At 47.8% G+C, this 21,911-nt stretch carries 31 protein-coding genes and 1 tRNA gene; 12 read left to right on the top strand and 20 right to left on the bottom strand.

The genetic code is table 11. The annotated features are described in order from the left end of the window. The first annotated feature begins 3 nt into the window (after window positions 1–3). From L5462_RS05110 to L5462_RS05125, 4 genes are all read left to right on the top strand, one after another. Complete coding sequence (locus tag L5462_RS05110) at window positions 4–2,013, top strand: sensor histidine kinase (RefSeq protein ID WP_237779733.1); 2,010 nt, start codon at window positions 4–6, stop codon at window positions 2,011–2,013. Between the two features lie 55 nt (window positions 2,014–2,068). Further along, complete coding sequence (locus tag L5462_RS05115; RefSeq protein ID WP_237779734.1) at window positions 2,069–2,998, top strand: magnesium transporter; 930 nt, start codon at window positions 2,069–2,071, stop codon at window positions 2,996–2,998. Between the two features lie 13 nt (window positions 2,999–3,011). Continuing rightward, window positions 3,012–3,398 (top strand): hypothetical protein, encoded by a 387-nt coding sequence (locus L5462_RS05120; protein ID WP_237779735.1) that lies wholly within the window; start codon window positions 3,012–3,014, stop codon window positions 3,396–3,398. A gap of 134 nt (window positions 3,399–3,532) precedes the next feature. Beyond that, window positions 3,533–4,393 carry a sulfurtransferase gene (locus tag L5462_RS05125; RefSeq protein ID WP_237779736.1) on the top strand — a complete coding sequence of 287 codons (861 nt, stop codon included), beginning with the start codon at window positions 3,533–3,535 and terminating at the stop codon, window positions 4,391–4,393. A 25-nt stretch (window positions 4,394–4,418) separates the two neighbouring features. Here the strand turns inward: L5462_RS05125 and L5462_RS05130 are convergent, their stop codons facing one another. From L5462_RS05130 to L5462_RS05145, 4 genes are all read right to left on the bottom strand, one after another. Continuing rightward, complete coding sequence (locus L5462_RS05130) at window positions 4,419–5,216, bottom strand: type II CAAX endopeptidase family protein (RefSeq protein ID WP_237779737.1); 798 nt, start codon at window positions 5,214–5,216, stop codon at window positions 4,419–4,421. Continuing rightward, on the bottom strand, window positions 5,206–5,424 hold the full coding sequence (locus L5462_RS05135; RefSeq protein WP_237779738.1) for a hypothetical protein: 219 nt from the start codon (window positions 5,422–5,424) through the stop codon (window positions 5,206–5,208). Before L5462_RS05135 ends, L5462_RS05130 begins: the two co-directional genes overlap by 11 nt. Before the next feature lie 71 nt (window positions 5,425–5,495). Next, window positions 5,496–6,056 carry a DUF2953 domain-containing protein gene (locus L5462_RS05140; RefSeq protein ID WP_237779739.1) on the bottom strand — a complete coding sequence of 187 codons (561 nt, stop codon included), beginning with the start codon at window positions 6,054–6,056 and terminating at the stop codon, window positions 5,496–5,498. An 8-nt stretch (window positions 6,057–6,064) separates the two neighbouring features. Beyond that, window positions 6,065–6,454, bottom strand: coding sequence for a GerW family sporulation protein (locus L5462_RS05145; RefSeq protein WP_237779740.1), 390 nt, complete (start codon window positions 6,452–6,454; stop codon window positions 6,065–6,067). 105 nt (window positions 6,455–6,559) lie between these two features. On the opposite strand from L5462_RS05145, the gene L5462_RS05150 reads away from it, so the two are divergent. Continuing rightward, on the top strand, window positions 6,560–7,042 hold the full coding sequence (locus L5462_RS05150) for a hypothetical protein (protein WP_237779741.1): 483 nt from the start codon (window positions 6,560–6,562) through the stop codon (window positions 7,040–7,042). Window positions 7,043–7,146: 104 nt separating this feature from the next. Here the strand turns inward: L5462_RS05150 and L5462_RS05155 are convergent, their stop codons facing one another. Then, a complete protein-coding gene (locus L5462_RS05155) occupies window positions 7,147–7,608 on the bottom strand; it encodes a GyrI-like domain-containing protein (RefSeq protein ID WP_237779742.1) in 462 nt (153 codons plus the stop codon). A gap of 77 nt (window positions 7,609–7,685) precedes the next feature. Beyond that, entirely contained in the window at window positions 7,686–8,105 is a 420-nt protein-coding gene (locus L5462_RS05160) for an EamA family transporter (protein ID WP_237779743.1), read from the bottom strand. Between the two features lie 139 nt (window positions 8,106–8,244). Between L5462_RS05160 and galE the strand changes: the two genes are divergently transcribed. The 3 genes from galE to L5462_RS05175 are packed head-to-tail and all read left to right on the top strand — an operon-like array spanning window position 8,245 to window position 10,882. Continuing rightward, the gene (gene galE / locus L5462_RS05165; protein ID WP_237779744.1) at window positions 8,245–9,213 is read left to right on the top strand and encodes a UDP-glucose 4-epimerase GalE; all 969 of its coding nucleotides are present in this window, start codon (window positions 8,245–8,247) and stop codon (window positions 9,211–9,213) included. A gap of 56 nt (window positions 9,214–9,269) precedes the next feature. Next, the gene (locus L5462_RS05170; protein ID WP_237779745.1) at window positions 9,270–9,611 is read left to right on the top strand and encodes a hypothetical protein; all 342 of its coding nucleotides are present in this window, start codon (window positions 9,270–9,272) and stop codon (window positions 9,609–9,611) included. Window positions 9,612–9,619: 8 nt separating this feature from the next. Continuing rightward, entirely contained in the window at window positions 9,620–10,882 is a 1,263-nt protein-coding gene (locus L5462_RS05175; protein WP_237779746.1) for a type II CAAX prenyl endopeptidase Rce1 family protein, read from the top strand. Between the two features lie 25 nt (window positions 10,883–10,907). On the opposite strand, the gene galU is transcribed toward L5462_RS05175, so the two are convergent. The 4 genes from galU to L5462_RS05195 form a co-directional block, all read right to left on the bottom strand. Continuing rightward, entirely contained in the window at window positions 10,908–11,762 is an 855-nt protein-coding gene (gene galU, locus L5462_RS05180) for a UTP--glucose-1-phosphate uridylyltransferase GalU (protein WP_237779747.1), read from the bottom strand. A gap of 41 nt (window positions 11,763–11,803) precedes the next feature. After that, window positions 11,804–12,427 (bottom strand): hypothetical protein, encoded by a 624-nt coding sequence (locus L5462_RS05185; protein WP_237779748.1) that lies wholly within the window; start codon window positions 12,425–12,427, stop codon window positions 11,804–11,806. Window positions 12,428–12,438: 11 nt separating this feature from the next. Then, window positions 12,439–12,678, bottom strand: a complete 240-nt coding sequence (locus L5462_RS05190; protein ID WP_237779749.1) for a hypothetical protein — start codon at window positions 12,676–12,678, stop codon at window positions 12,439–12,441. Window positions 12,679–12,792: 114 nt separating this feature from the next. Then, the gene (locus L5462_RS05195; RefSeq protein WP_237779750.1) at window positions 12,793–13,101 is read right to left on the bottom strand and encodes a DUF167 domain-containing protein; all 309 of its coding nucleotides are present in this window, start codon (window positions 13,099–13,101) and stop codon (window positions 12,793–12,795) included. A 184-nt stretch (window positions 13,102–13,285) separates the two neighbouring features. Here L5462_RS05195 and L5462_RS05200 point away from each other — a divergent pair. Next, window positions 13,286–13,369: transfer RNA gene (locus L5462_RS05200), tRNA-Leu, on the top strand. An 85-nt stretch (window positions 13,370–13,454) separates the two neighbouring features. Here L5462_RS05200 and L5462_RS05205 read toward each other — a convergent pair. Then, a complete protein-coding gene (locus tag L5462_RS05205) occupies window positions 13,455–13,892 on the bottom strand; it encodes a DUF371 domain-containing protein (RefSeq protein WP_237779751.1) in 438 nt (145 codons plus the stop codon). Between the two features lie 66 nt (window positions 13,893–13,958). Further along, entirely contained in the window at window positions 13,959–14,129 is a 171-nt protein-coding gene (locus L5462_RS05210; protein ID WP_237779752.1) for a hypothetical protein, read from the bottom strand. Window positions 14,130–14,306: 177 nt separating this feature from the next. Here L5462_RS05210 and L5462_RS05215 point away from each other — a divergent pair, with 177 nt between their 5' ends. Continuing rightward, window positions 14,307–14,723 carry a DUF123 domain-containing protein gene (locus tag L5462_RS05215; RefSeq protein ID WP_237779753.1) on the top strand — a complete coding sequence of 139 codons (417 nt, stop codon included), beginning with the start codon at window positions 14,307–14,309 and terminating at the stop codon, window positions 14,721–14,723. Here the strand turns inward: L5462_RS05215 and L5462_RS05220 are convergent. From L5462_RS05220 to L5462_RS05255, 8 genes are all read right to left on the bottom strand, one after another. Next, the gene (locus tag L5462_RS05220) at window positions 14,720–14,902 is read right to left on the bottom strand and encodes a hypothetical protein (RefSeq protein ID WP_237779754.1); all 183 of its coding nucleotides are present in this window, start codon (window positions 14,900–14,902) and stop codon (window positions 14,720–14,722) included. The two genes, L5462_RS05215 and L5462_RS05220, sit on opposite strands and share 4 nt — an antisense overlap. Before the next feature lies 1 nt (window position 14,903). Next, a complete protein-coding gene (cfbC, locus tag L5462_RS05225) occupies window positions 14,904–15,704 on the bottom strand; it encodes a Ni-sirohydrochlorin a,c-diamide reductive cyclase ATP-dependent reductase subunit (protein WP_237779755.1) in 801 nt (266 codons plus the stop codon). 23 nt (window positions 15,705–15,727) lie between these two features. Beyond that, window positions 15,728–16,198: a CBS domain-containing protein gene (locus tag L5462_RS05230; RefSeq protein ID WP_237779756.1), complete on the bottom strand. Its 471-nt coding sequence runs from the start codon at window positions 16,196–16,198 to the stop codon at window positions 15,728–15,730. A gap of 205 nt (window positions 16,199–16,403) precedes the next feature. After that, window positions 16,404–17,594 (bottom strand): peptidase U32 family protein, encoded by a 1,191-nt coding sequence (locus tag L5462_RS05235; RefSeq protein WP_237779757.1) that lies wholly within the window; start codon window positions 17,592–17,594, stop codon window positions 16,404–16,406. 84 nt (window positions 17,595–17,678) lie between these two features. Next, a complete protein-coding gene (gene purF / locus L5462_RS05240; protein ID WP_237779758.1) occupies window positions 17,679–19,082 on the bottom strand; it encodes an amidophosphoribosyltransferase in 1,404 nt (467 codons plus the stop codon). 39 nt (window positions 19,083–19,121) lie between these two features. Then, window positions 19,122–19,964: a toprim domain-containing protein gene (locus tag L5462_RS05245; protein WP_237779759.1), complete on the bottom strand. Its 843-nt coding sequence runs from the start codon at window positions 19,962–19,964 to the stop codon at window positions 19,122–19,124. Beyond that, window positions 19,965–20,147 (bottom strand): 50S ribosomal protein L37e, encoded by a 183-nt coding sequence (locus tag L5462_RS05250; RefSeq protein ID WP_013295845.1) that lies wholly within the window; start codon window positions 20,145–20,147, stop codon window positions 19,965–19,967. Window positions 20,148–20,240: 93 nt separating this feature from the next. Beyond that, window positions 20,241–20,477, bottom strand: a complete 237-nt coding sequence (locus tag L5462_RS05255) for an LSm family protein (protein ID WP_013295846.1) — start codon at window positions 20,475–20,477, stop codon at window positions 20,241–20,243. 235 nt (window positions 20,478–20,712) lie between these two features. Here L5462_RS05255 and L5462_RS05260 point away from each other — a divergent pair, with 235 nt between their 5' ends. After that, entirely contained in the window at window positions 20,713–21,198 is a 486-nt protein-coding gene (locus L5462_RS05260) for an RNA-binding protein (protein ID WP_237779760.1), read from the top strand. Between the two features lie 3 nt (window positions 21,199–21,201). After that, window positions 21,202–21,897 (top strand): 2-amino-5-formylamino-6-ribosylaminopyrimidin-4(3H)-one 5'-monophosphate deformylase, encoded by a 696-nt coding sequence (gene arfB / locus L5462_RS05265; protein ID WP_237779761.1) that lies wholly within the window; start codon window positions 21,202–21,204, stop codon window positions 21,895–21,897. Window positions 21,898–21,911: the final 14 nt, after the last annotated feature.

The following is a 21,911-nucleotide window of genomic DNA, read 5'->3' on the forward strand; positions in this document are numbered from 1 at the left end:
TTCATGCTTGAAAGCATACTCTCACTGAACCCCTACCCCTCAGTGGCCGATATATTCTACCTCCTCTACTATCCACTATTTGCAGCCGGCATATTCACAATTCCCGCCAGAAGATACTCTGATCTGAAGTCAGTCATCGACCTGCTCATAATCCTCGTGGCATCTGCATCTGCAGTCTGGGTCTTCCTTCTGAAACCAACTGTACTCGCCGGTGGAAATTTAACAGAAGTACTTGTATCGGTACTCTACGTACTGGGGGACCTCCTTATAGTCTTCATGATAATGGACCTAATAATAAACAAGCTGGGGCACTTCAGGTCAAGAACCCTATACATCTTCCTTGCAAGCATATCCCTGCTCCTCACAGCAGACATCTCATTCACCTATCAGACCATAACCGGAATCTATGCTGAGGGTCACTTCCAGGACCTCCTCTGGGCATTCAGTTACATCATCCTCCTAGTTGCAGTGAACGAATTCTTCAGGGAGGACTGGTCAAAGCCCATATACCTCAGCAAGAAGATTTCAGTTGTTACATATATACCGTATACATTCATGATCCTCTTCTATACTTTAACAGCCTACAGCCTTATTGAGAGTGGTGTTAAAAATTCACTTGAACTCCTATTATCCCTTGGAGTTATACTAATCCTGTTTACATTGAGACAGCACCTCTCCATGAGGGAGAACATCATCCTTCTAGATGAGGTTGAAAGTGAAAGGAGACGGGCTGAAAATTATCTTGAGGTGGCAGGCTCCCTCATAATGGTACTGGATGCAAAGAACCGCGTGAAACTCATAAACAGGAGGGGCCTTGAAATCCTTGAATATGAACGTGGAGACGTTGAGGGTAAAAACTGGTTCCTCAATTTTGTACCACCAGAGGATCGTAAGTGGCGCGAGGAACTCTACAACAGCAAGATCAGAGCCGGTGAGAATGGTTACCGTCTGACAGGACATATAATAACCTGTAATGGTAAAAGAAAGACCGCGGCATGGCAGGTCAGGTTCCTCAGGGAGGACGGTGAGTTCACCGGCAGCATAATCTCAGGTGAGGATATAACAGAGGTTCAGAGGACCAGGAAGGCCCTTGAGATGAGTGAGAGGAGATACAGGGAGATATTCGAACTGGCTCCAAGCCCAATAATCTCACTGGAAGAGGACCTCACCATAAGGGACTGCAACAACCGGGCGGAATCCGTTCTGGGCTACCCGAAGGGGGATCTTGAGGGAAGAAACCTCAGGGAACTCATACACCCTGAGGATTCAGATGAAGAGGTTGAGGGAACCAGGCGCCTAATGAGATCCAACGGTGAAATTATATATGCCAGCCTCAAACTTACGCGTGTTGGAGATGAACTGATTCTCATAGTGGAGGATCAGACAGATGTAATCCGCTCCCTCAGGGAGAAGGAGCTGCTACTCCGGGAGATACACCACAGGGTCAAGAACAACCTCCAGATAATCTCAAGCCTCCTCAGCATACAGGAGCGTAGGCTTGAATCAGATGAACTCTCAAGGGTCCTCAGGGAGAGCCGTGACCGTATAAGGTCCATTGCCCTTGTCCACGAGCACCTCTACCGCTCAACAGACCTCACAACCATAAGGATAAGGGACTACCTCATGAACCTCATATCAAAGATAAGCCAGGGGCAGTTGGTGAAGGGTTCCGTCAGGATCAGTGCAGATATAGAGGACCTTGAATTCAACCTTGAGACAAGCCTCCCGGTTGGCCTCATAGTCAGTGAACTCGTCACCAATTCACTGGAACACTCAGGTGCAGAGAACATAGGGGTGAAATTAAGGGGCCTCAATGGGTGCTTTGAACTCGTGGTCTCAGATGATGGAAGGGGAGTTGAGTCACCAGAGGTGCTTGAGGGATCCGGTAACATGGGATGGTACCTTGTAAGGGCCCTCGCAGATCAGCTTGACGCCGACATCAACATCGAAACCAGGAAGGGCCTGACCGTCACCCTGAAGTTCAGGGAACTCGGATACACAGAAAGATACTGAATATAGGGCAGAGAAACCTGCAGCTCATCAAATCAACACACAGGATAGTGTTACCATGAAAATTCACATAACAGATAGGGTCCCATCAGCCACCCCTGATAAGCACACCACCGATATCCTCAGAGATATAATGGAAAATGTTTATGAATATGACAGCATAGACTACATCTACATCCTTGATGATGGTAAACTCATGGGTGTCGTCTCCATGAGGGAACTCCTATCCACCGATGGAAAACTCGGTGACCTCATGCGGAGGGACATAATAGCCTCAACCCCTGAAGATGACCCCTTTGATATACCCTACCTGGCACTTTCACATGGAATTAAGGCCATCCCCGTGGTTGACCAGGAGGGCAGATTCAGGGGTGCGGTGACCCATGATGAGATCATAAGGATACTGAAGATGGAGGCCGACCGGGACATCCTCCACTTCGGGGGGGTATTCCACAGGGTCATCGACCAGGACCCCGGGGCACTGAACATGGTGAAGTCCAGGGTCCCCTGGCTCGTTGTGGGGGTCATAGGCGGTACCATCACAGCAGCACTCATAGGAAGCTTTGAGGACCTCCTATCAGAGTTCATAGCACTTGCATCATTCATACCCATAATGGTTTACATGAGCGACGCTGTTGGAACCCAGTCAGAGGCCCTTATAATACGTAAGATCGCTGTGGACCCATCAATGAGACCCCTCATCTATATTAGAAGGGAGGTTATGGTTGCAGCCGGGATAGGGGCCCTTTCCTCTGCCTTTGCCGGTTTGATGGCGGGTCTTACAAGGATGAACCCTTCGCTGGGTTTGATCATCTTCATATCCATGTTCTTCAGTGTCCTTGCAGCTGTATTAATATCCACCGCATCCCCCCTTGTATTCCGCAAGCTCGGCTTCGACCCGGCGGTTGCAACCGGACCCCTTGCAACCATACTCAGTGACTTCACAACGACACTGATATATCTAAGTGTTGCATCATCACTTCTGTAACAGGAGGCCTTTCATGGATCATGAAGAGAGAATTGAAGAACTGGAGTTTAAGATAAAGGAGAAGGATAAAAGGATAAGGGAACTTGAACTGAAGCTCGCCGAGTGCAGGGGACGCGTTGATGAGCTGAGGTCCGAGAAGTCGGAACTCCAGGAGGAGGTTAACAGGCTCCATGTCCTGAAGCTTGACCTTAAGCTCAGGAACCTTCAGGAACTTGAGGATGAGAACAACCGCCTCAAGCACCGGATAGAGATAACCAAGGGACTCCTTGACGATGCCCGTGAAAAGCTTGAGGTCCTTGAGGGCGTCGTGGATGAGTTTCTGAATCAGGGTTTAACCGGGAGGTTGATGGGGAGGGAACCTGAGGGTCTCCTCTACTACCGGAAGAGGTTCGGGGACTGAAAAACCGGTCGACAGGGTTGAAAATCATCCAGCCATTAGCCGGCATCTCCATCAATTTTTTCATAATCATCAATGAAAAGGTGTATATTCACCATGCAACATAATCTATACATCAGATGTTAGGAGTGATTCATATGGAACCATATGGTGGGGGAGATGGCCGCATAAGGTGGGTGACACCCGCATGGCTAATGGAAAACCTGGAGGATGTTGCAGTAATCGACTGCCAGCCCAACATCCACGACTACATACTTGAGCACATACCAGGGGCAGCGTACCTCAATGAGGGCCTCTTCAGGGAGCCCCATGGTATCGCACCCGCAATGTACATCCCAGAAGACGCCGCAGAATCGATATTCAGACAGGCCGGTGTTGAAAACAGGCCGACCGTCGTATACACAGGCACCGGTGGAGTTAAGGGATGGGGTGACGGGCTTGAACAGACCATGGTGGCCTACAGCCTTGCAAGGTTCGGACATGAAGAGGTCCTCGTACTGAACGGGGGACTTGCAGAGTGGAAGAACACCGGGGGAGAGGTGACAAAGGTCTTCCCGGAGGTCAAGGAATCAGATTTTGCTGTTAAAGAGCAGGAGGACTTCTACATAGAGTACCCTGAATTCAAGAAGATAAAGGATGATGATGATGTCCTGGTACTTGACGCAAGACCCCCTGAGGTCTATGAGGGTCAGGGGCCCTGGATAAAACCCGGCCACATCCCGGGTGCGGTTAACTTTCCATGGGCAAGCCTCATGGACGATGAAAACAAGACACTCCTGAAACCAGAGGACGAGATAAGGGAACTGGTGGAGTCTGTGGGGGCAACACCAGACAAGAAAATCATCTGCAGCTGTGGAACCGGAAGGGAGGCCACCAACGAGTTCCTCCTGTTCAAGTGGTACCTCGGGTACCCTGATGTGAGGATATATGAGGGCTCATTCACCGAATGGACCCAGATAGAGGACAACCCAACTGTAACAGGCCCGAACCCGTACTGAAGCCCTCAAATTCCTTTTTTCTATTTTAGCTGAAGTCTGTTTTAAGCTCTGATCCTGCAAAGATGAGAACCGCCAGGGCTGCAGATACATTGAGTATCATGAGGAACACTCCCCCGGCGATGGTTGACTGGACAGGGAAGAGGAAGTAGGAGAGGTTACCTGTTGTGTGGATTATCATGACAGCCAGTATGCTCTCTGTTGAGTTGTAGACCCAGGTGTATATCACAGAGGCAGATACTATGAGGATCATGAAGCTCCAGAAGGGTACCTGTGACTGTATACTGCCCTGTATAAAGAAGAGGGGTATGTGCCAGAGTCCCCAGATGATCCCCACTATCATGGCTGCGTAGATGGCAGAGTGCCTCTCCTGGAGCCGTGGAAGGGCATACCCCCTCCACCCGAATTCCTCCTGCAGGGGACCTCCAAGGAAGAGGATGTAAAGGAATGCAATGAGAACAACCAGGGGGTTAGAGGTCCAGTAGAGGAACGGCTGTGGATCACCCCAGAGGACACCCAGGTAAAGTGAAAGGGCCGTGATAACCGGGAACAGGAGGAGGATTATGGCCCACCAGATCCTCGGGAAATCACGTTTAATTCCCTTCCTCAGGAGTGCGACGAGTTCGCCTCTTCCCCCATACCTGTAGGTAAGTATAAGAGCAGCGAGGGTTGGTCCGAATGCTGCAGGGTTGTAGGGGCTTCTAAGAAAGGACTGAATGGGTTCAGGGAATGTGAAGCCATTTGAGATCATTGCAACTGGTATCCAGAGTATCCATGAAAACAGGAAAGTCACCATTAAAAAGTCTGATATGCGCTCACTCTTCAATGCAATCTCCTCCTGAACTTAAAAGGTCATCCACCAATAGAATAGGGTATCTCAGATCATCCTCCATAACGATACACATTATAGGTTCCACTGATACGGCATTTATAGTTTTTCCGGTTAAAGCGAAGGTTAACCTGAATACAGGTACAATAACCCTTCCATCCACGTTCATGGCCTCAGCCGAATACGTGCAATCAACAATCTTCATTGAACACCACCACGTGAAAATTCCTGGAAACCCACAAAGCAATCAAAAATCCGCATAAATCCCACAGCTCATTAAAATTCCCTGAATCCCATAACAAGATCCCTGAATGGTTTTCTAAGGAGAAGCATGGTAAACACCAGGACAGGTTTCAGGGGCCTGATGGTCAATTCAAGTTCGATTTTTCCATTTATATCCCTGCTGAGGAAATCAGGGACCGCATTTATTTCAATGTTCCTCAAGGAGGAGGTCAGTGCTGAAAGGGTCCAGAGGTAACCTGTAATGATTGCTGTGTCAGATGCATCACCGGTGCCCACCGAAACTCTTATCCCGAGCCTCCTTATGGTTATGGAGGATATTATGGTCCTTAATAGGTCCATTAGGTACCTCTTTGCCCTCCAGGCCCTTCTGAAAATCTTTTTTATGGCTGCGGGCTTCAATGCATCCACATCCACCTCCTTACCTCCCCCATTAAAGCTCCTGGTTAAAATTCTAAACCTCCAGAGATTTACACCTATTCTGAAGTCAGTTCTCCCTCCATCCCTGACAACCCTCAGGATAACCGTATACTTCGATACAAGGGCCAGTAAAATGGCTGCAAGTGAAAATGAGATAATTATGAGGAGAATCTTCATGGTCTATCTCATTCTTCGCTCTCAGTTTCAGGTTCCCCTTTATCTGAAATCTCCCTTATTATATCTGTAACGGTTGATCCAAGTTCCTGTATGATCCTCCCGGTGCTTCCTGATCTGAGGTCAATCACCCTCACACCCTCCGGGCCCTCAACACCCTTAAGGAGGACTATCATGGCCACTGGTTCAGCTCCAGCAGCTGCACCTGCACCGCTTCCAGAGCCTCCCTCAGACTCTGAGGATGTTCCTTCACCCATGCCTGCGCCGAAGCCGACACCCATCTTCATGAGTGGTATCAGCACCTTATCCTCTGTCTCGATGGCCTCACCCACAAGGTTCTTCACGTCCAGGAGCTTGCGAAGCTCCTCAACTGTTGTTTTAATTGGTTCCTCAATTTTCATTTTAAATCACATTATACTGTATGTATGTTCAACCATATCAGCCTTACCCGGATCAAAACACTTATATGTGCCTGGTTTCCAATCTGTTAATCTGGAGGCGGTAAGATGGATATGAAAATCTTCGCTTTAATCGCGGTGCTTCTCATTGCAGGTGTCTCAGCAGGTGTTTACCTCTTCACCGCAACAGGAGACACAGGTAACACGGAAGCTGAAAATTTAAGTGGAAAAAAAGAGACGTCCGGTGCGGCCAGGATCATTGCAACCCAGACCGGTCCCGAGTCTGCAAGGCCGGGGACAAATATCACAGTTAAATGCAGGATAAGGAATGATGGTGCTGGACCAGCTAGGAATGTTAAGGTCACATCACAGGACTTTGAGAGGTCCTTTGATGTTATAGGCGCAGGGGAAGAGGTGGAGTTTCAGGTACAGATCTACATACCCACTGAGGAAGAGGTTAAGATGGACTTCGGTGAAAACGCCACGTTATCAAACCCATTCTTCATAGGTGGTTTCAGTGTAACCTACACTGATTTAAGTGGAAAACACAGTTTAAATTCCAATTCTCTGGAGATACCCCTCCAGATCTAATCTATTTACTAAAACAAAGAAAAACCAATCCCAATTCCAAAATCCAGATCCAAATCAAAAAAACAAAGAAAAATGACCTGACTCATCTAATTAAAAGGAAAGAATTAATCTGGTTTTCTGACGGGGAGGTGAACCTCCGTGAGAAGTTCTGATTCATCCACCTCCAGTGGACTGTTGAGGTAGACCTCTGTTATGGGACCTGCAATTTCATAGCCATTTTCAGTGGCATAATCGACGAGAACATGGATTGCAGGTCCAACCTCAGTGTATGGTCCCTCATGAAGCGTTGCAAGGACCCTGTGAGCAGGTATATCCTTTATCTTAATTTTTCCAGAGGGCTTCGCCTCACCTGCAATGGAGACCCCTATCTCATAGACGAGTTCATCCTCACTGACATCCTCTGGACTGTTATAGTAGGTCCCGTATACACGTCCCATCATCTGCAATCCACTCCCTATGACCCACTCTGCAACCTCAGCTATGTACATGGGTATACGGTCATAGCTACCAGTGCACTCCCTGTAGGCAACCCGAACCCCCTCAACCATCTTTTCAGTTATCTCCATAAAAGACCTCCCCTTAAGTTATGTTAACATTTTACACGTCAAATGATAAAAGTTTATCTGAAATGTGTTACTCCAGTTCACATACGGACAAGCACCACACCCCCAACCACCATGAGCAAACCGATGGCCTTTGCCGCCGTTACCCTCTCACCCAGGAGAAACACCGCAAGTATGAGGGTGAATATGGGGAAGGCGGCAACCACGGGTACAACTATTGAGGCCTCCCCTGATTTGAGTGCATAGTAATAAAAGAGCTGCCCCAGGAGGGCTGCTGATATACCATCAAGTGCCAGGAAGAACCATCCCCTTGGACCCACATCTGAGAGAGCATCCAAGCCCCCGCTGAACATGACCCATACGAGCATGACCATTGTTATGACGGAACTTCTTATTGTGAGCGCAATCCCGGGGTTAACGCCCTCAAGTCCTATCTTGCTGAAAATTGGGGCCAGACCAAACATCAACGCTGCAAGGAGCGCAAATACCAGGTAATTCAAACCATCACCTCTGAGTGTATGTATCATAACTATGGGATCTCACATAAAAAAGCTTCAGCAGCAAAAGGTGATGGGGAGAGCATCAATGTTTATCTGCCTCAAGGACAGATAGAGAGATAGCTTAGTGTGTGGTGTAACAATGATACTCATAGTCGGCGGAGCAGGTTATATCGGTTCACATGTCAATAAATTCCTCTCAGAGAGGGGATATGAAACCCTCATCCTGGATAACCTCACAAAGGGGCACAGGGAATCTGTAAAGTGGGGTGAATTTATTGAGGGTGACCTCGGTGACAGGATCATTCTTGAGAGGATCTTCACCAGATACGATATTGAGGCAGTTATGCACTTTGCGGCTTTCACAGATGTGGGTGAATCAGTGCAGAAACCAGGAGACTACTACAGGAACAACGTGACGAACACCATGAACCTCCTTGACTCCATGCTGGAGAATGGGGTCAGCAGGTTCATATTCTCATCAACATGTGCCGTCTACGGCAACCCATCCAGTATCCCGATAACCGAGGAACACCCCCTCAACCCAATAAGTCCCTACGGGAGGTCCAAACTCATGGTTGAGGAGATACTGAGGGACTACAGTGACGCATATGGCCTCAGCTATGTATCGCTCCGCTACTTCAACGCAGCAGGGGCTGACCCTGATGGGGAGATCGGGGAACTACACGAGCCTGAAACCCACCTCATACCCATAGTACTGGACGCCGCAATGGGCCTGAGGGACTCTGTAAGGATCTTCGGTACAGACTACCCCACACCCGACGGGACATGCATAAGGGACTACATACACGTCATGGACCTTGCAGATGCCCACTGGAGGGCCCTTGAATACCTTGAAGGTGAAAGAAGTGGAGTGTTCAACCTTGGAAACGGGAACGGGTTCTCTGTGAGGGAAGTCATAGAAACCTGCAGAGAGGTTACAGGTGCCAGTATCAGGGTTGTGGAGGATGAAAGAAGACCCGGAGACCCACCAGAACTTGTTGGAAGTTCAAAAATGGCACGTGAAATCCTTGGGTGGAAGCCTGCTTTCACTGAACTGGAGGAGATCATCAAAACAGCATGGAACTGGCATAGAACCGCAAGAAAATGATTGAATTCCTTCAGGTGGTGATGGAAATGAAAATCGATGGGCAAGGTGAGAATTTCATGAGCAGCTCAGTGGCCCCGTTTATCATCGATTCCAATCCACAGCACAGGCGAGACAAATTTTTTATGCTGAGGAGGGCAATACTCTTAAGGTCCATGTTTGAGAGGAAGACCCCACACCTCTTTGATGGTGACGGCCGCCTCAGAATCGATGATGGAGTGCTGAATGCATTCCTGAGAATCCCAGAGTACAGGCATGGTGTGAGGTCAATGGAGGCCATACCCGAGATGAGCATGCTACAGGACGTTAAGAAGTTTGAAAAGGCTTCCCTTCCATCAGCAGGACAGCTAGACCTTCAAGTTGATGGGGAACTATTTCAGAGGATGGTCATGAAAAATTAGGTGGTATCTTGGAGAGGCGGAGGATTCTCAGACCGGAGGATTACATTGACAGGATCAGGTACCTGAATCTAAGGGCTGAGGAGTATGCAGAGGCAGGGGACGTGAAAAGAACTGCTGATACGCTCTTCAAAATGGGGAGGGAGTACCATAAACTTCAGAAAACCGATCTTGCCCTCGAGAGTTACAGGAACGCCCTTGAACTGTACAGGGAGGAGCACGACCCACGCGAGGCCGATGTATCATTCTGTATGGGTAAGATTTATGAGGGGAAGGGGAAGCTGAAGCGGGCAGGATGGTTCTACAACCTTGCAGCGTCAGGTTTCAGAAGGATCAACGATCTCAAAAGTGAATCAGAGGCTGTTCTACACAGTGCAAGGATTCTTGAAAGGCTCGGGAAGCATGATGAGGCCATTGATGCATACAAACGTTATAATGAAATCTGCCTAAGGAACCAGGAGAAAGTCAAGGTGCTTGTTGCCTATGCAAAGATGAAGGAGCTGGAGGACCAGCTCAGCGATGAGTTCCTGAGGTACAACACCTCTGTCCTCTTCCTTTACCTCTCCATCCTTGTTATTGCAGAGTACACGACAACCTTTATAAGCATGAAACTGGGGCTTGTGATTCACACAGCACTTCTCTTTGCCCTTTTTATCCACTCATCCCTCTCAAAGAAAAAGATGAAGGTCCTCCTTGCCGCAATGATGATGCTTCCCCTAATAAGGATCGTGGGACTTTCAATGCCCCTCTTGGTTATCAGGCACCTTTACTGGTACATAATAATAGCATTTCCACTCTTTGCAGCATCAGCAGCCCTCATGAAAACCCAGAACCTCACAAGGGATGATGCAGGGCTGAACCTAAGGAAGTTACGGTGGCAGGTTGCAGTTGCACTTACAGGTTTTCCAATGGGATACATTGAATACCAGATACTGAGACCAGAGGCCCTCATACCCCATCTCTCTCTTCAGAATTTTATCATGGGGTTTACTGTTATGCTCATAGGAACAGGACTTGCTGAGGAACTCCTCTTCAGGGGTATTGTTCAGAGAAACGCTGAGGATGTTATGGGGAAGGTTCCAGGACTCCTCTATGCATCACTACTATTTACAGCACTTCACGTGGGCTGGAAATCCGGTTACGACCTTATATTTGTGTTCAGTGTCGCATTGGTCTATGGATTTGTATTCCAGAGAACAAGGAGTATTGCGGGTATAACTGTATCCCACGGGATATCAAATTCCATACTCTTCCTTGTAATGCCGTTTCTATAAAAAAAGACCTTAAAAAATATATTTTTTAGTACCCTGAAATGAGGTCCCTCAGGTAATCAACCAGTTCTGACCTTATCTCATCATCCCTCATGGCAAATTCAAGGGACGTTTTAAGCCAGTCCACCCTGTTACCTATATCATAGGTTTTTCCCCTGAAGAGACAGCCATAAACTGTTTTAAGTTCCCTCATGGCATCGGTCAGCTGAATCTCACCCCCAAATCCAGGGGGAACATTCTCTATGTGATCAAATATTTCACTCTCAAGGACATACCTTCCCATTATGGCAAGATTCGATGGAGCCTCACTGATGGGGGGTTTTTCGACCATGTCAGCTATGCTGTAGATGCCCTCACTGACCTCCTTTCCATCAATGATACCATACCTTTCAACCTTATCCCTTGGGACCTCCTCAACGGCAATGGCGGAGGCACCGTACCTTTCATATATGTCCATGAGCTGACGGGTGCAGGGAACATCAGATGATGTTATTGTATCACCAAGGAGGACAGCGAAGGCGTCCTCACCATCTATGTGTTTTCTTGCACAGTATATTGCATCCCCGAGCCCCTTCTGCTCCTTCTGCCTCACAAAGTATATATCTGCAAGGTCCGAGATGGCCTCAACCTCGTCAAGGTACTCCTTTTTGTTGTTCTTCCTGAGGAAGTATTCAAGTTCAAAGGACCTGTCAAAGTGGTCCTCGATTGACCTCTTACCCTTACCTGTTATTATGAGGATATCGTCTATGCCTGAAGCCACAGCTTCCTCCACAACATACTGGATTGTTGGTTTATCAAATACAGGTAACATCTCCTTGGGCTGTGCCTTGGTTGCAGGAAGAAAACGGGTCCCAAGACCAGCTGCTGGTATAACTGCCTTCATGAAAAAAACCTCCCATTTAATAAAAAAGAAAAAAAGTTTTTTTAACCACCCGCTGCAAGTGTGCATAGAACCGGAGGCGCTAGCTGTGTTACTGTAACGGTCCCATCTGCGTTTACTGTGATGAGAAGCTCAACGTACACGGACCTTATGCCCTTGAGGAACTCAGCACCCTTTGCTGGATCCTGAGTTGTGTTAACCTGGTTTGATGTTATACTGGATAATGGATAGAATACGTGTGAAGCGGTGAGGAGATAAGCGTTTGTCTCATCAGTTATTTTATTCTCTGAGCCTCCATGAACTGTCATGTTGAGTGTTGCGTTTCCTGTTTTGTTCCCGTGTGGATCAAGCCACATCTTCAGGGTGAATGTTGTCCCGGCGGGTAATGATCCGTTGTAGCCAAGTTCCTTGGATAGATCCACGGTGACCCTTCCACCGGGCTGGGTCCATGAATCAAGGTATATGTTTGTAAGTGACCCGTCGGCCTTTGATACATTCTCCACTACTGCCACGGCATGTACCTGGTGGTCAGCTGCATGGTTGTCCAGTGCAAGAAGTGTGTTGCCTGCTGCAGGGGGTGTTACCGTTGGGTTTCTGGTCATAAGGGCCGCTACGCCCACTATGACAAGAATAACCACAATTACCAGTATTAAAGCGTTTCTGTTCATCTTAACCCCCCTTAGACTATTGTTAGAACCCTGTATATTACGATCGCCGCGAATACTATGAGCAATGGGAGAATCGCCACGTTGGAACCTGATACCATGGCCTTTATCGTTTCGTTTCCTGTTTCATCTGAACTGAGAACCTCCTTCAGAGCCAGGAAACCGATCAGTGCAATAACTGCTATTATGCTGTATGTCATTACATCAGCAGTGGTTACGGTGGTGGTTGTTGTCGTTGTGACTGTAGAAATCATTTCTAACCTCCACTTCATCTCTTTCTTAATGACAACTAATAAAGTTTTCTGTAAGGTTAATATCTTTACTCCACTGAAAGTATTAATACAGATTTAGGTTTTCTATACATTTAGTTATGGTGGAAGCATAAGTCCAAATTTTTCCTCCAGGAGATCCCTGAATGTATCAGCATCAATCCCATATAGTTTCAATGTTTTATGCCGGCTTTTATGACCAGATACTATATCTGCCTTCGTGTTAAAGGTAGCTGAAAACTCCCTTATTATCTCCCTGTTGGCCCGTCCCTTCTCTGGGGGTGCCCTGATCTTAACCTCAATTCTATTCCTCCACTCATTGTAGGATGTGATCTCAAATCTACCTGAAGCAGGTGATACCTCAATATCCACCAGGAGAGCATCAGCCGTCTCCCTAAGACATGACAAAAATAATCACCTCCATTGATTCTGAAGCTGCATTTACAGATGATTTCTTTTTTTTCGTCGCATCCTTAAAGAATGATCACCTTTTTCCTCTGGAATCAGCTGCCCTCCATCAGTAACCGCAAAGTTTAAATAGTAAAACATAGATACTTTGTTCCACTCCCCGTTAAGCACTGATTTTTCCCATGCAGGGGTGGTCGAGCGGTCAAAGGCGCTAGGTTGAGGGCCTAGTGGGGGAGTCCCTTCGCGGGTTCGAATCCCGTCCCCTGCACTCCTATTTCATGATTTACACTCTAAAATTCCATCTGAATTGTAATTAACTTATTATCATTGGAGACTGACAATCATGTGAAAAACTAATCAGAATCCCCGTATTCAACTATTATTTCGACAGTGAGCTCCTTACCCTCCATTAGATCCTTCACGAGCCTTCTGTCAAGGTCACATGCCGCCTTATCAGCCCCTATCATGAGTGTTCTGCCACAGATATAATTGCTCCTACGGCACACGATATCTGCTGGGTGATCCAGCGTGAGGTCAGGGTGCCCGTAACCACTTATCTCATCAAAACCATTTTCAGTGCGCAGAACGACCCTCACACGTGATGATTCCATCCTTATGGCATTCCTCACCTCATCAGGGATTGTTGAAACAGAATCAGATGATGAAACACCTATTATACAGTCTGCGGTTTCGCCTATTTCAGGGTCGACTGTGACCTCAAATGTTGTTCTGTGCTCTGCGGTAACGTTGGGGTGACCCCTCGCCCTCAGAGTATACCTGACCTCAGCCATTCCACCACCATGTGAACTTGAGGTCCCTGCAGGGCCCCGCAAAAAAAGTTCGACTGGCAAAATTCACTACTCTGCCTTGGTACCTCCCCATAGGGCTACAAGCCCGACGATAATTTTAAGGGCAGCGTGCCATACCGGGTCCCTGAGAGCCGGGTACGGAATCCCAAGGTAACCCAGTATACCCATGAGTACAAGTATTATACCAATCATGTAAAGCAACCATTTTGCCACTGCCATGGTATCACCCCCAATACCTGGGTGCCCTGCAGAAACCAGAATATAATTAAATTATGAAAAAATATAAATTTTACTAAAAATTTCTTGCAATGATAATAACAGATGGATTTATTACTGGATCTTATGATGAGTGCCGTTGATTGATAAAATAAATACTAAAATTATTATGGAATCAGCATGAAAGGTACCTACTGTCTTATCATAAGGTGCGGTGGAACTGAAACCAGAATTGGAAGCCTCGGGATGATAAGGTTTCCTCCAGGTTACTACGTCTACGTGGGCTCAGGTTTTGGTTCACTTGATGCCAGAATAAGAAGACATCTGAGGTCTGAGAAAAAAATGAGGTGGCACATAGACCACCTCCTGAGTGATACAGAGGTTGTGGCGGTTTTCTATTCCACCGATAAGAGGAGGCTTGAATGTGCAGTTTCAGAAAAACTTGAGGGAGACCTCTCCGTGAGGGGTTTCGGATGCTCTGACTGCAGATGCATGTCACACCTCCACCACTTCAAAACCAGAGATGACGCTGAAAGGGCCGTTGAAAGGGCTTTCAGGGACCTGCATGCTGACCTGAAAAAATGGGATGAAATCTAGGACCTCAAGAGCTTCAGCCCCGCCCCGAGCATAAGGGCGCCAAATATGATTTTCAGGGCCGCATGCCACCCGGGTTCAGATCCAAGGGTGCTTGCAGGGTAAAGTGCCCAGACCGCCATTAGGACTATCACAGCACCCACCAGAAGGTGGAAGAGCCCAAGCTGCACATACCTCTCCATATCAGTCATCTCCTCCTTTGAACTTTCTGAAGAACTCCTCAAACTCCTCAGGGTCCATGGGTTCAGGTACCGTGAATTCAGTATTAAGGTAAACATCATCTGCCAGTTTCCTGTAAACCTCTGCCTGTTCAGATTCAGGGAACCTTTCAATCACGGTCTTTGCCTCAATTTCACTCTCCTGGACAAGGGGGCTTCTTGGAACCACACCAATAACACGTGTGCCTATCCTTGAGGCGAATTCAGATACAATGTCAACCTCATTTCTGATGCCGCGACAGTTACAGATGACACCGCCAAGTTTACCCTTCAGTTTCTTTATACCCCTTGCAATATTGTTTGCAGCGTAAAGGGACATGTACTCTCCGGAGGTTACTATGTAGACCTCATCTGCAAATTCCTCACGGAGTGGCACCGCGAATCCCCCGCAGACCACGTCACCGAGGACATCGTATATGACCACATCAATCTCCTCCTTAAAGACTCCAAGTTTTTCAAGGAGGTTCATTGCAACGATCACACCCCTCCCGGCGCATCCAACTCCAGGTTCAGGGCCCCCTGACTCCACACACCTAACACCACCAAAACCCTCATGGATAACCTCAGAGGCGTCAGGTTTACGGTTATCCCTGAGGATATCAAGTACCGCAGGGAGCCTTTCACCGTAGAGTGTCCTGGTGGTATCCGCCTTTGGATCACAGCCTATAACGAGTACCCTGTGCTCTGAGGAATAGGCAGCCGCCATGTTCGATACAATCGTGGACTTCCCTATACCACCCTTGCCATAGATCGCTATCCGCTTCATTGAAACACCGGTTCAGACGCTGATCACTTAACAAATGCGCCGATTATATCGCCCCTTGTTATGATACCCACAAGCTCACCATCTTCAACCACAGGAAGCCTCTTGATATCATGCCGGTCCATGAGCTCCGCGGCATCAGAGATGGATGCATCAGGGTGCACCGTTACAACCCTATCACTCATTATCTCCTCAACCAGCATCATGGCCGCCTTCCTGATGCCCTTTGCTATCTCATCGTATTCATGTTTCATCCGAAGTGGAAGCTCAAGCAGGTCCAGGGGGGATGGCATGAGGAGGTTCAGGCTGGGTGAATGGACCTCAATCAGCCTCATTATATCACCCTCACTGATAACACCCACAAGTTTACCATCATCATCAACAACCGGGGCTCCGCTGATCCTGTTCTCCCTCAGTACCCTTGCAGCATCATGTATCTTACTGTTCCTCTTAACTGTTATGACATCGGTCTGCATGGCATCCTTTACCTTTATCATTAACTCACCCCTCTTTAATATGTGGAGCATCACTTTTAAAAATAACAGTTACCTATGGATACCCTGGACATAACAGAATACATAGAGCCATGACCCCCTTCCAGTTAGAGGAGTACATCAAAGACATTTAATGCAGTGGAACGCGCGCCAGAATTACCAACCACAGTCACGCACATCAGATAAATGATTCTAAGTACTAATAACCTCAATCCCTTCTAACCCTGCGGTATACGAGGTCCCCGGGGCGGACCCTGTCCTCCACGAGTAGACCAGCCCTGCCAGATTCAACCCTTTCCACAGGATCCCCATCAACCTGAAGGGATTCAACACGCTGGATGAGGGCCCCAGTTGTTCTGCCCTGTATTATGACCTCATCCCCAACCTCAAGTGGCCTCCACAGCCTAACTTCAGCGGCCCCCGCCTTCCTGTAGTAGTTAACAACCTCCCCCACATCCTGCTTCACATAACGGGATATGTTACCGACACTACCTGTGTCTGGCTCAGAGAAGTACAAGCCTGTGCCAAAGCCCCTGTTAAATACACCCTCAAGTCTCTCAAGCCACCTGGGATCAAAACTCCACTCACCTGAAAGGTAGGTGTCAATGGCCTCCCGGTATACTGAGGTGACGGTTGCAACGTAATCCGCTGCCCTCCCACGGCCCTCTATCTTGAGGGAGTCGACACCGGCATCCAGGAGTTCAGGTATATGTTCAACCATACAGAGGTCCCTTGGACTCAGGATGTAACTCCTTATATCACCCCCACGGGTCACCTCAAGGTCGAAGTCTCCATCCTCAGATACCAGCCTCCACCTCTTCCTGCAGGGCTGAAGGCAGTCCCCACAGTTGGCGCTTCTACCATAAAGGTACGAGCTGAGGTAGCATCTACCAGATATTGCTGTGCAGAGGGCCCCATGTACAAAAACCTCGATTTCAATGGGGGAATCTGCTGCAATACTGGCGATTTCACGAAGGGAAAGCTCCCTGGATAGTATGGCCCTCGTGGCACCCATATCCCCCAGTATCCTGAGCGTCCTCGTATTTGTAACATTCGCCTGTACACTGACATGGACTTCCAGGCCGCATTCAGATGCAAGTTCCACAGCTGCAAGGTCAGAGGCTATCACCGCATCAGCACCTGCAGAGTAAATCTCAGGAAATAATTTTCCGAGTCTCTCAATATTAGAGTCCCTGAGGGCCGTGTTTGTGCATACATAGAGTCCTGCATCGTAACTGTGGGCTATCTCCGCTGCCTCAGCGATTTCACTGATGCCAAAGTTACCTGCCCTTGCCCTCATGTTACAGCCCTCAAGGCCCACGTAAACCGCATCAGCACCTGACTTAAGGGCTGCCATCAGTGATGGAAAGTCACCTGCTGGTGATAGGAGCTCCGGCATTTAAATCACGTTGAAAAATTTATTGAAACAAGAAACAGTGAAATCAGACATTCCGCTCACATTAAAAATTTTTTTATACCGGAACTAGAGGCAGGACCTCAGTGCCTCATATTCCTCTATATCTGAGGGAAGAGGTGTCGGGTAGTCCCCGTCCAGGCACCCTGTGCAGAGGAAACCCTTCTTGATACCTATGGATTCAACGAGTGACTCGATACTCAGATAACCCAGAGAGTCAACCCCTATTATCTTTCTTATCTCCTCAACATCCCTGCTTGATGCTATAAGCTCCTTCCGGGTTGCCATTGCTATACCATAGTAGCAGGGCGACTTTATGGGGGGGCATCCTATACGCAGGTGTATCTCCTCTGCCCCCGCATCCCTGATTATGTCAATGAGTGCCCTGGAGGTCGTGCCCCTCACTATGCTGTCATCGATGAGCACTATCCTCTTACCCTCAAGTTCTGACCTTATGGGGTTCATCTTGAGTTTAACCGCTGTTTCACGTTCCTCCTGTGTGGGCATTATGAATGTGCGGCCAACGTACCTGTTCTTTATGAGCCCCTCACCGTAGGGTATCCCTGATGCACGGGAGTATCCTATGGCAGCCGGGATGGAGGAGTCAGGTACCGGTACAACCACATCCGCATCGGCGGGGTGTTCACGGTATAGGGCCTCCCCTATACTGAGCCTGACCCTGTAGACGTTGCGACCGTCTATGACACTGTCAGGCCTTGCAAAGTAGACATACTCAAACATGCAGTGGGCCCTCCGGGTGTTGGGGGCGTTGGCAACCCAGTAGGACTTGCCCCTGTTAAGGTGCAGTATCTCTCCTGGCTGAACATCCCTCACATGCTCGGCCCCTATAACATCAAAGGCCACGGTTTCAGAGGCAACCATCTGGGTGTTTCCCTTCCTTGCAAATGCAAGGGGCTTTATACCAACAGGGTCCCTTATGACATAGAGGTCCCCATTGAAGAGGACAACAAGGGAGTAGGACCCGACAAGCTGCTCTGAAACCCTCTTTATTGCGCCTATCATGTTGGGTTTTTTTTCATATTCCCTGCTAAGAAGGTGGCATATAACCTCCGAATCCGTGGTTGATATGAATGAGTGGCCCTCATCTTCCAGTTCATCCCGCAGTTCCATTGAATTTATTATGTCACCGTTGTGGGCTATGGCGATTTTACCTCCCTGGAATTCACTCCAGAATGGCTGGGAATTCTCAATCCTGGATTCTCCTGTGGTTGAGTAACGAACATGGCCTATACCGACACTTCCACTGAGTTCATCCAGTTTCTCAGGGTTGAATACGTCACAGACAAGTCCCATGCCCCTGTGGGTCAGCATGTTGCTTCCGTTGAATGTTGAGATCCCTGCAGATTCCTGTCCCCTGTGCTGGAGGGCATAGAGTGCATAGTAGATCTGGGAGGCCACGCTGATGTTTTTATCCTGTGAGTAAATCCCTACAATACCACATTTGTCTCTCACTTCAGATTCTCCCAACAAGAAGGTTTTAAATTCCCGGGTCTAGGATGATTCATCATCGGTTTCAGTGAACACCAGGGCCGATTTAACTATTCTAAGCCACTCAACAGCATCCTCCCTTGATGGTGCCGCGATGAAGCCCTGGCCAAGGATTATGCCTTCAGGTTTGATGTGATCAGTTACAAAATAAATCTTCTCAGGGTCATCTGGTTCCTCTCCAAAGGTTTCGCTCCAGAGTTCCCCTATTGAGAAGGTTTCAAGTAGTTCCTTATCTTCAAGTTCAGAAAAACGAGTTTTGAGCCGGGAATAATCCTCTTCAAGGACCTTTAATTTCTCCTCAAGGCCCCTTATCTCCCCTTTGAGGGATTCTGCTTCCCTCTCACCATCCTCAACTTCAGCGAGGAGTTTAATATTTTCATCCCTGAGGGTACTGTTTTCGGCTATCAGTTCATTAAGCCTCTCCTGACACTCTTCAAGGCTTTCCTTCATGTTTCTCAGATTTTTAACACTGGAGAGTGTCTGGAGTCCGGCCCTTATGATGGCGTTTTCTATTTCCTCCCTTATGAGGTCAGGGTCGAGGTACTCGACGTCATGACCGTAGGGTAGTTTCATTCTCTCAATGTGCCCCACATGACCCTTAAGGGCTTCACGGAATTTATCAGCCAGTTCACGCCCTGTCTGGTCAACGTCAGTGGCTATGAGGACAATATCAGCCCCCTCAACAGCCCTCATGGCGATTTCAAGGCTTGTTGTTGGCACTATGGAGGATATGGTTATATGGTATTTGGCGCCGAGGGATACCCTCTGAAGTGCCCTTGAGACACTCTCAACGTCAGAGGCTCCCTCAACAATTATCCGCACATCAACAGGGCCCTTGTTATCCATTTATTTCAACCTTTGGCCTGTAATTTTTTTGTTCTGCCAGCTGTAGCGCCTTATACGGCGTGATTTTCCGAAGCCGCATGCTGCACATACCTTCTTACGCACATGGTATGAGTTCTTACCGCAGCGCCTGCACCTTATATGGAGATTCTTGTTACGCTTACCAAATGATGGAGTACCTTTCATGTTCTAATCCTCCTGAAAATCAGTTAAAACTTGTTAATTTAAATATATGCTTCCCTTATCCATATATAAATCAAAGCTGTATTCCCGGATCACCTATGGGGATATGTAGACTATGTTATCTCCACGTATAAGGACGGTTCCAAGTCTCCTTGTGACCTCCCCGTCCTCCAGTTCCTCTGCATCATTCAGCACGAGGTTCATATGGAGATCAAAGCTTTTTAAAACTCCCCTGAATTCCCTGTCACCCTTAAGTTTGATGATCACAGGGGAATTCAGTGAATTACCCAAAGCATCAAGTGGTCTCTGTACGTTAACTCTCTGTGAACTCACATCTATCACCTATCCTAGATTAAAATATGGTCAGATTATATTTAAATCTAACTAACAAGGCAGAATCTTCCAGTCAGATACTCCAGTTTTCTATTTTACTAGTATATAAGTTTTCTCACAACGATAATGGCATAAATCTTACTCTTTAAATAAAGGTGATTGCAGATTAGATGGTAAACTGGTTTAATGGATTAAACCATATAGTTATGTGAGGTTCTCATGAAAATTCCAGGGTGTGAATGTGAAGATCAAAAAGAGGTACCATATAAAGAAAAAGAAGTTGAAGGAGATTCTTGACCAGATAGGGGAATTCTCCCCGCTCATACCCAGAAAGGCCACGGTTGAAATAATAGAGACAGATGAAAACCACATAATCCTCGTCAATGGAGAGCCGCTCCTCATGTTCATGGATGAAAGGGTCGTTCCCACCCTGAGGGGAGCCATCCATATGAAGGACATAGAAAAGGGTTATGTGGTGGTTGATATGGGGGCCGTGAGGTTCCTTGCAAATGGGGCCGATGTGATGAGTCCAGGTATAGTTGATGCGGACCCTGAAATTGAGAGAGACGACATCGTCATCGTGGTGGACGAAAAACACCGCAAACCCCTTGCAGTGGGAATAAGCCTCATAAGCGGACCTGAAATGATAAAAAATGACTCTGGAAAGGCCATAAAAACCATCCACCACATTGGAGATGCAATATGGGACCTCGAGGTGTGAAGGATGGTTGAACTCAACCTTGATGCCGGTAACATAATCTCAGAGGATGTACACAGGGTGGGGATAATAGCACTGGGATCACACCTTGAGAACCATGGCCCGGCCCTCCCAATAGACACAGATGCCAAGATAGCATCCTATGTGGCCCTGGAGGCCTCCCTCAGAACAGGGGCAAAGTTTCTGGGGATAATTTACAGTGCAACCGAATTTCCATACGTTAAACACGGCATCCACATTGACAGGGATGAACTTCTGGAAAAAGATCTGAAACCAGTCCTTAGAAAGGCCAGGAAACGCCTGAACATCGACGCGGCTGTTATCGTAAATGGTCACGGGGGAAACCGGCTTGAGGACTGCATTGAGGATCTCATGGATGAACTTGACATGGAGATAATCTGGAATAACAGGATCATTGAGATCGAGGGTCCCCATGCAGGAAGCGGTGAACTTTCCGCTGGAATCATACTGGGTATGGCGGACCTCACGAGACTCGGGGAATGCAGACCAGAACTGTATCCTGAAATAGGAATGATAGGCCTCAGAGAGGCCAGAGAGGCAAGTAAGGGGATTGACAGGGCCGCGAGAATCTGTGAAAGGGAGGGTATAAACCCTGACCCTGTCCTTGGCCAGAGAATACTCGATGATGCCATTGAGAGTGTCGTATCCGATGTTAGGGAGCTCCTGGAGACGCTACCATAAATGGCTCCATAATT

The organism is Methanothermobacter sp. K4 (assembly GCF_022014235.1).
Taxonomy (GTDB): domain Archaea; phylum Methanobacteriota; class Methanobacteria; order Methanobacteriales; family Methanothermobacteraceae; genus Methanothermobacter.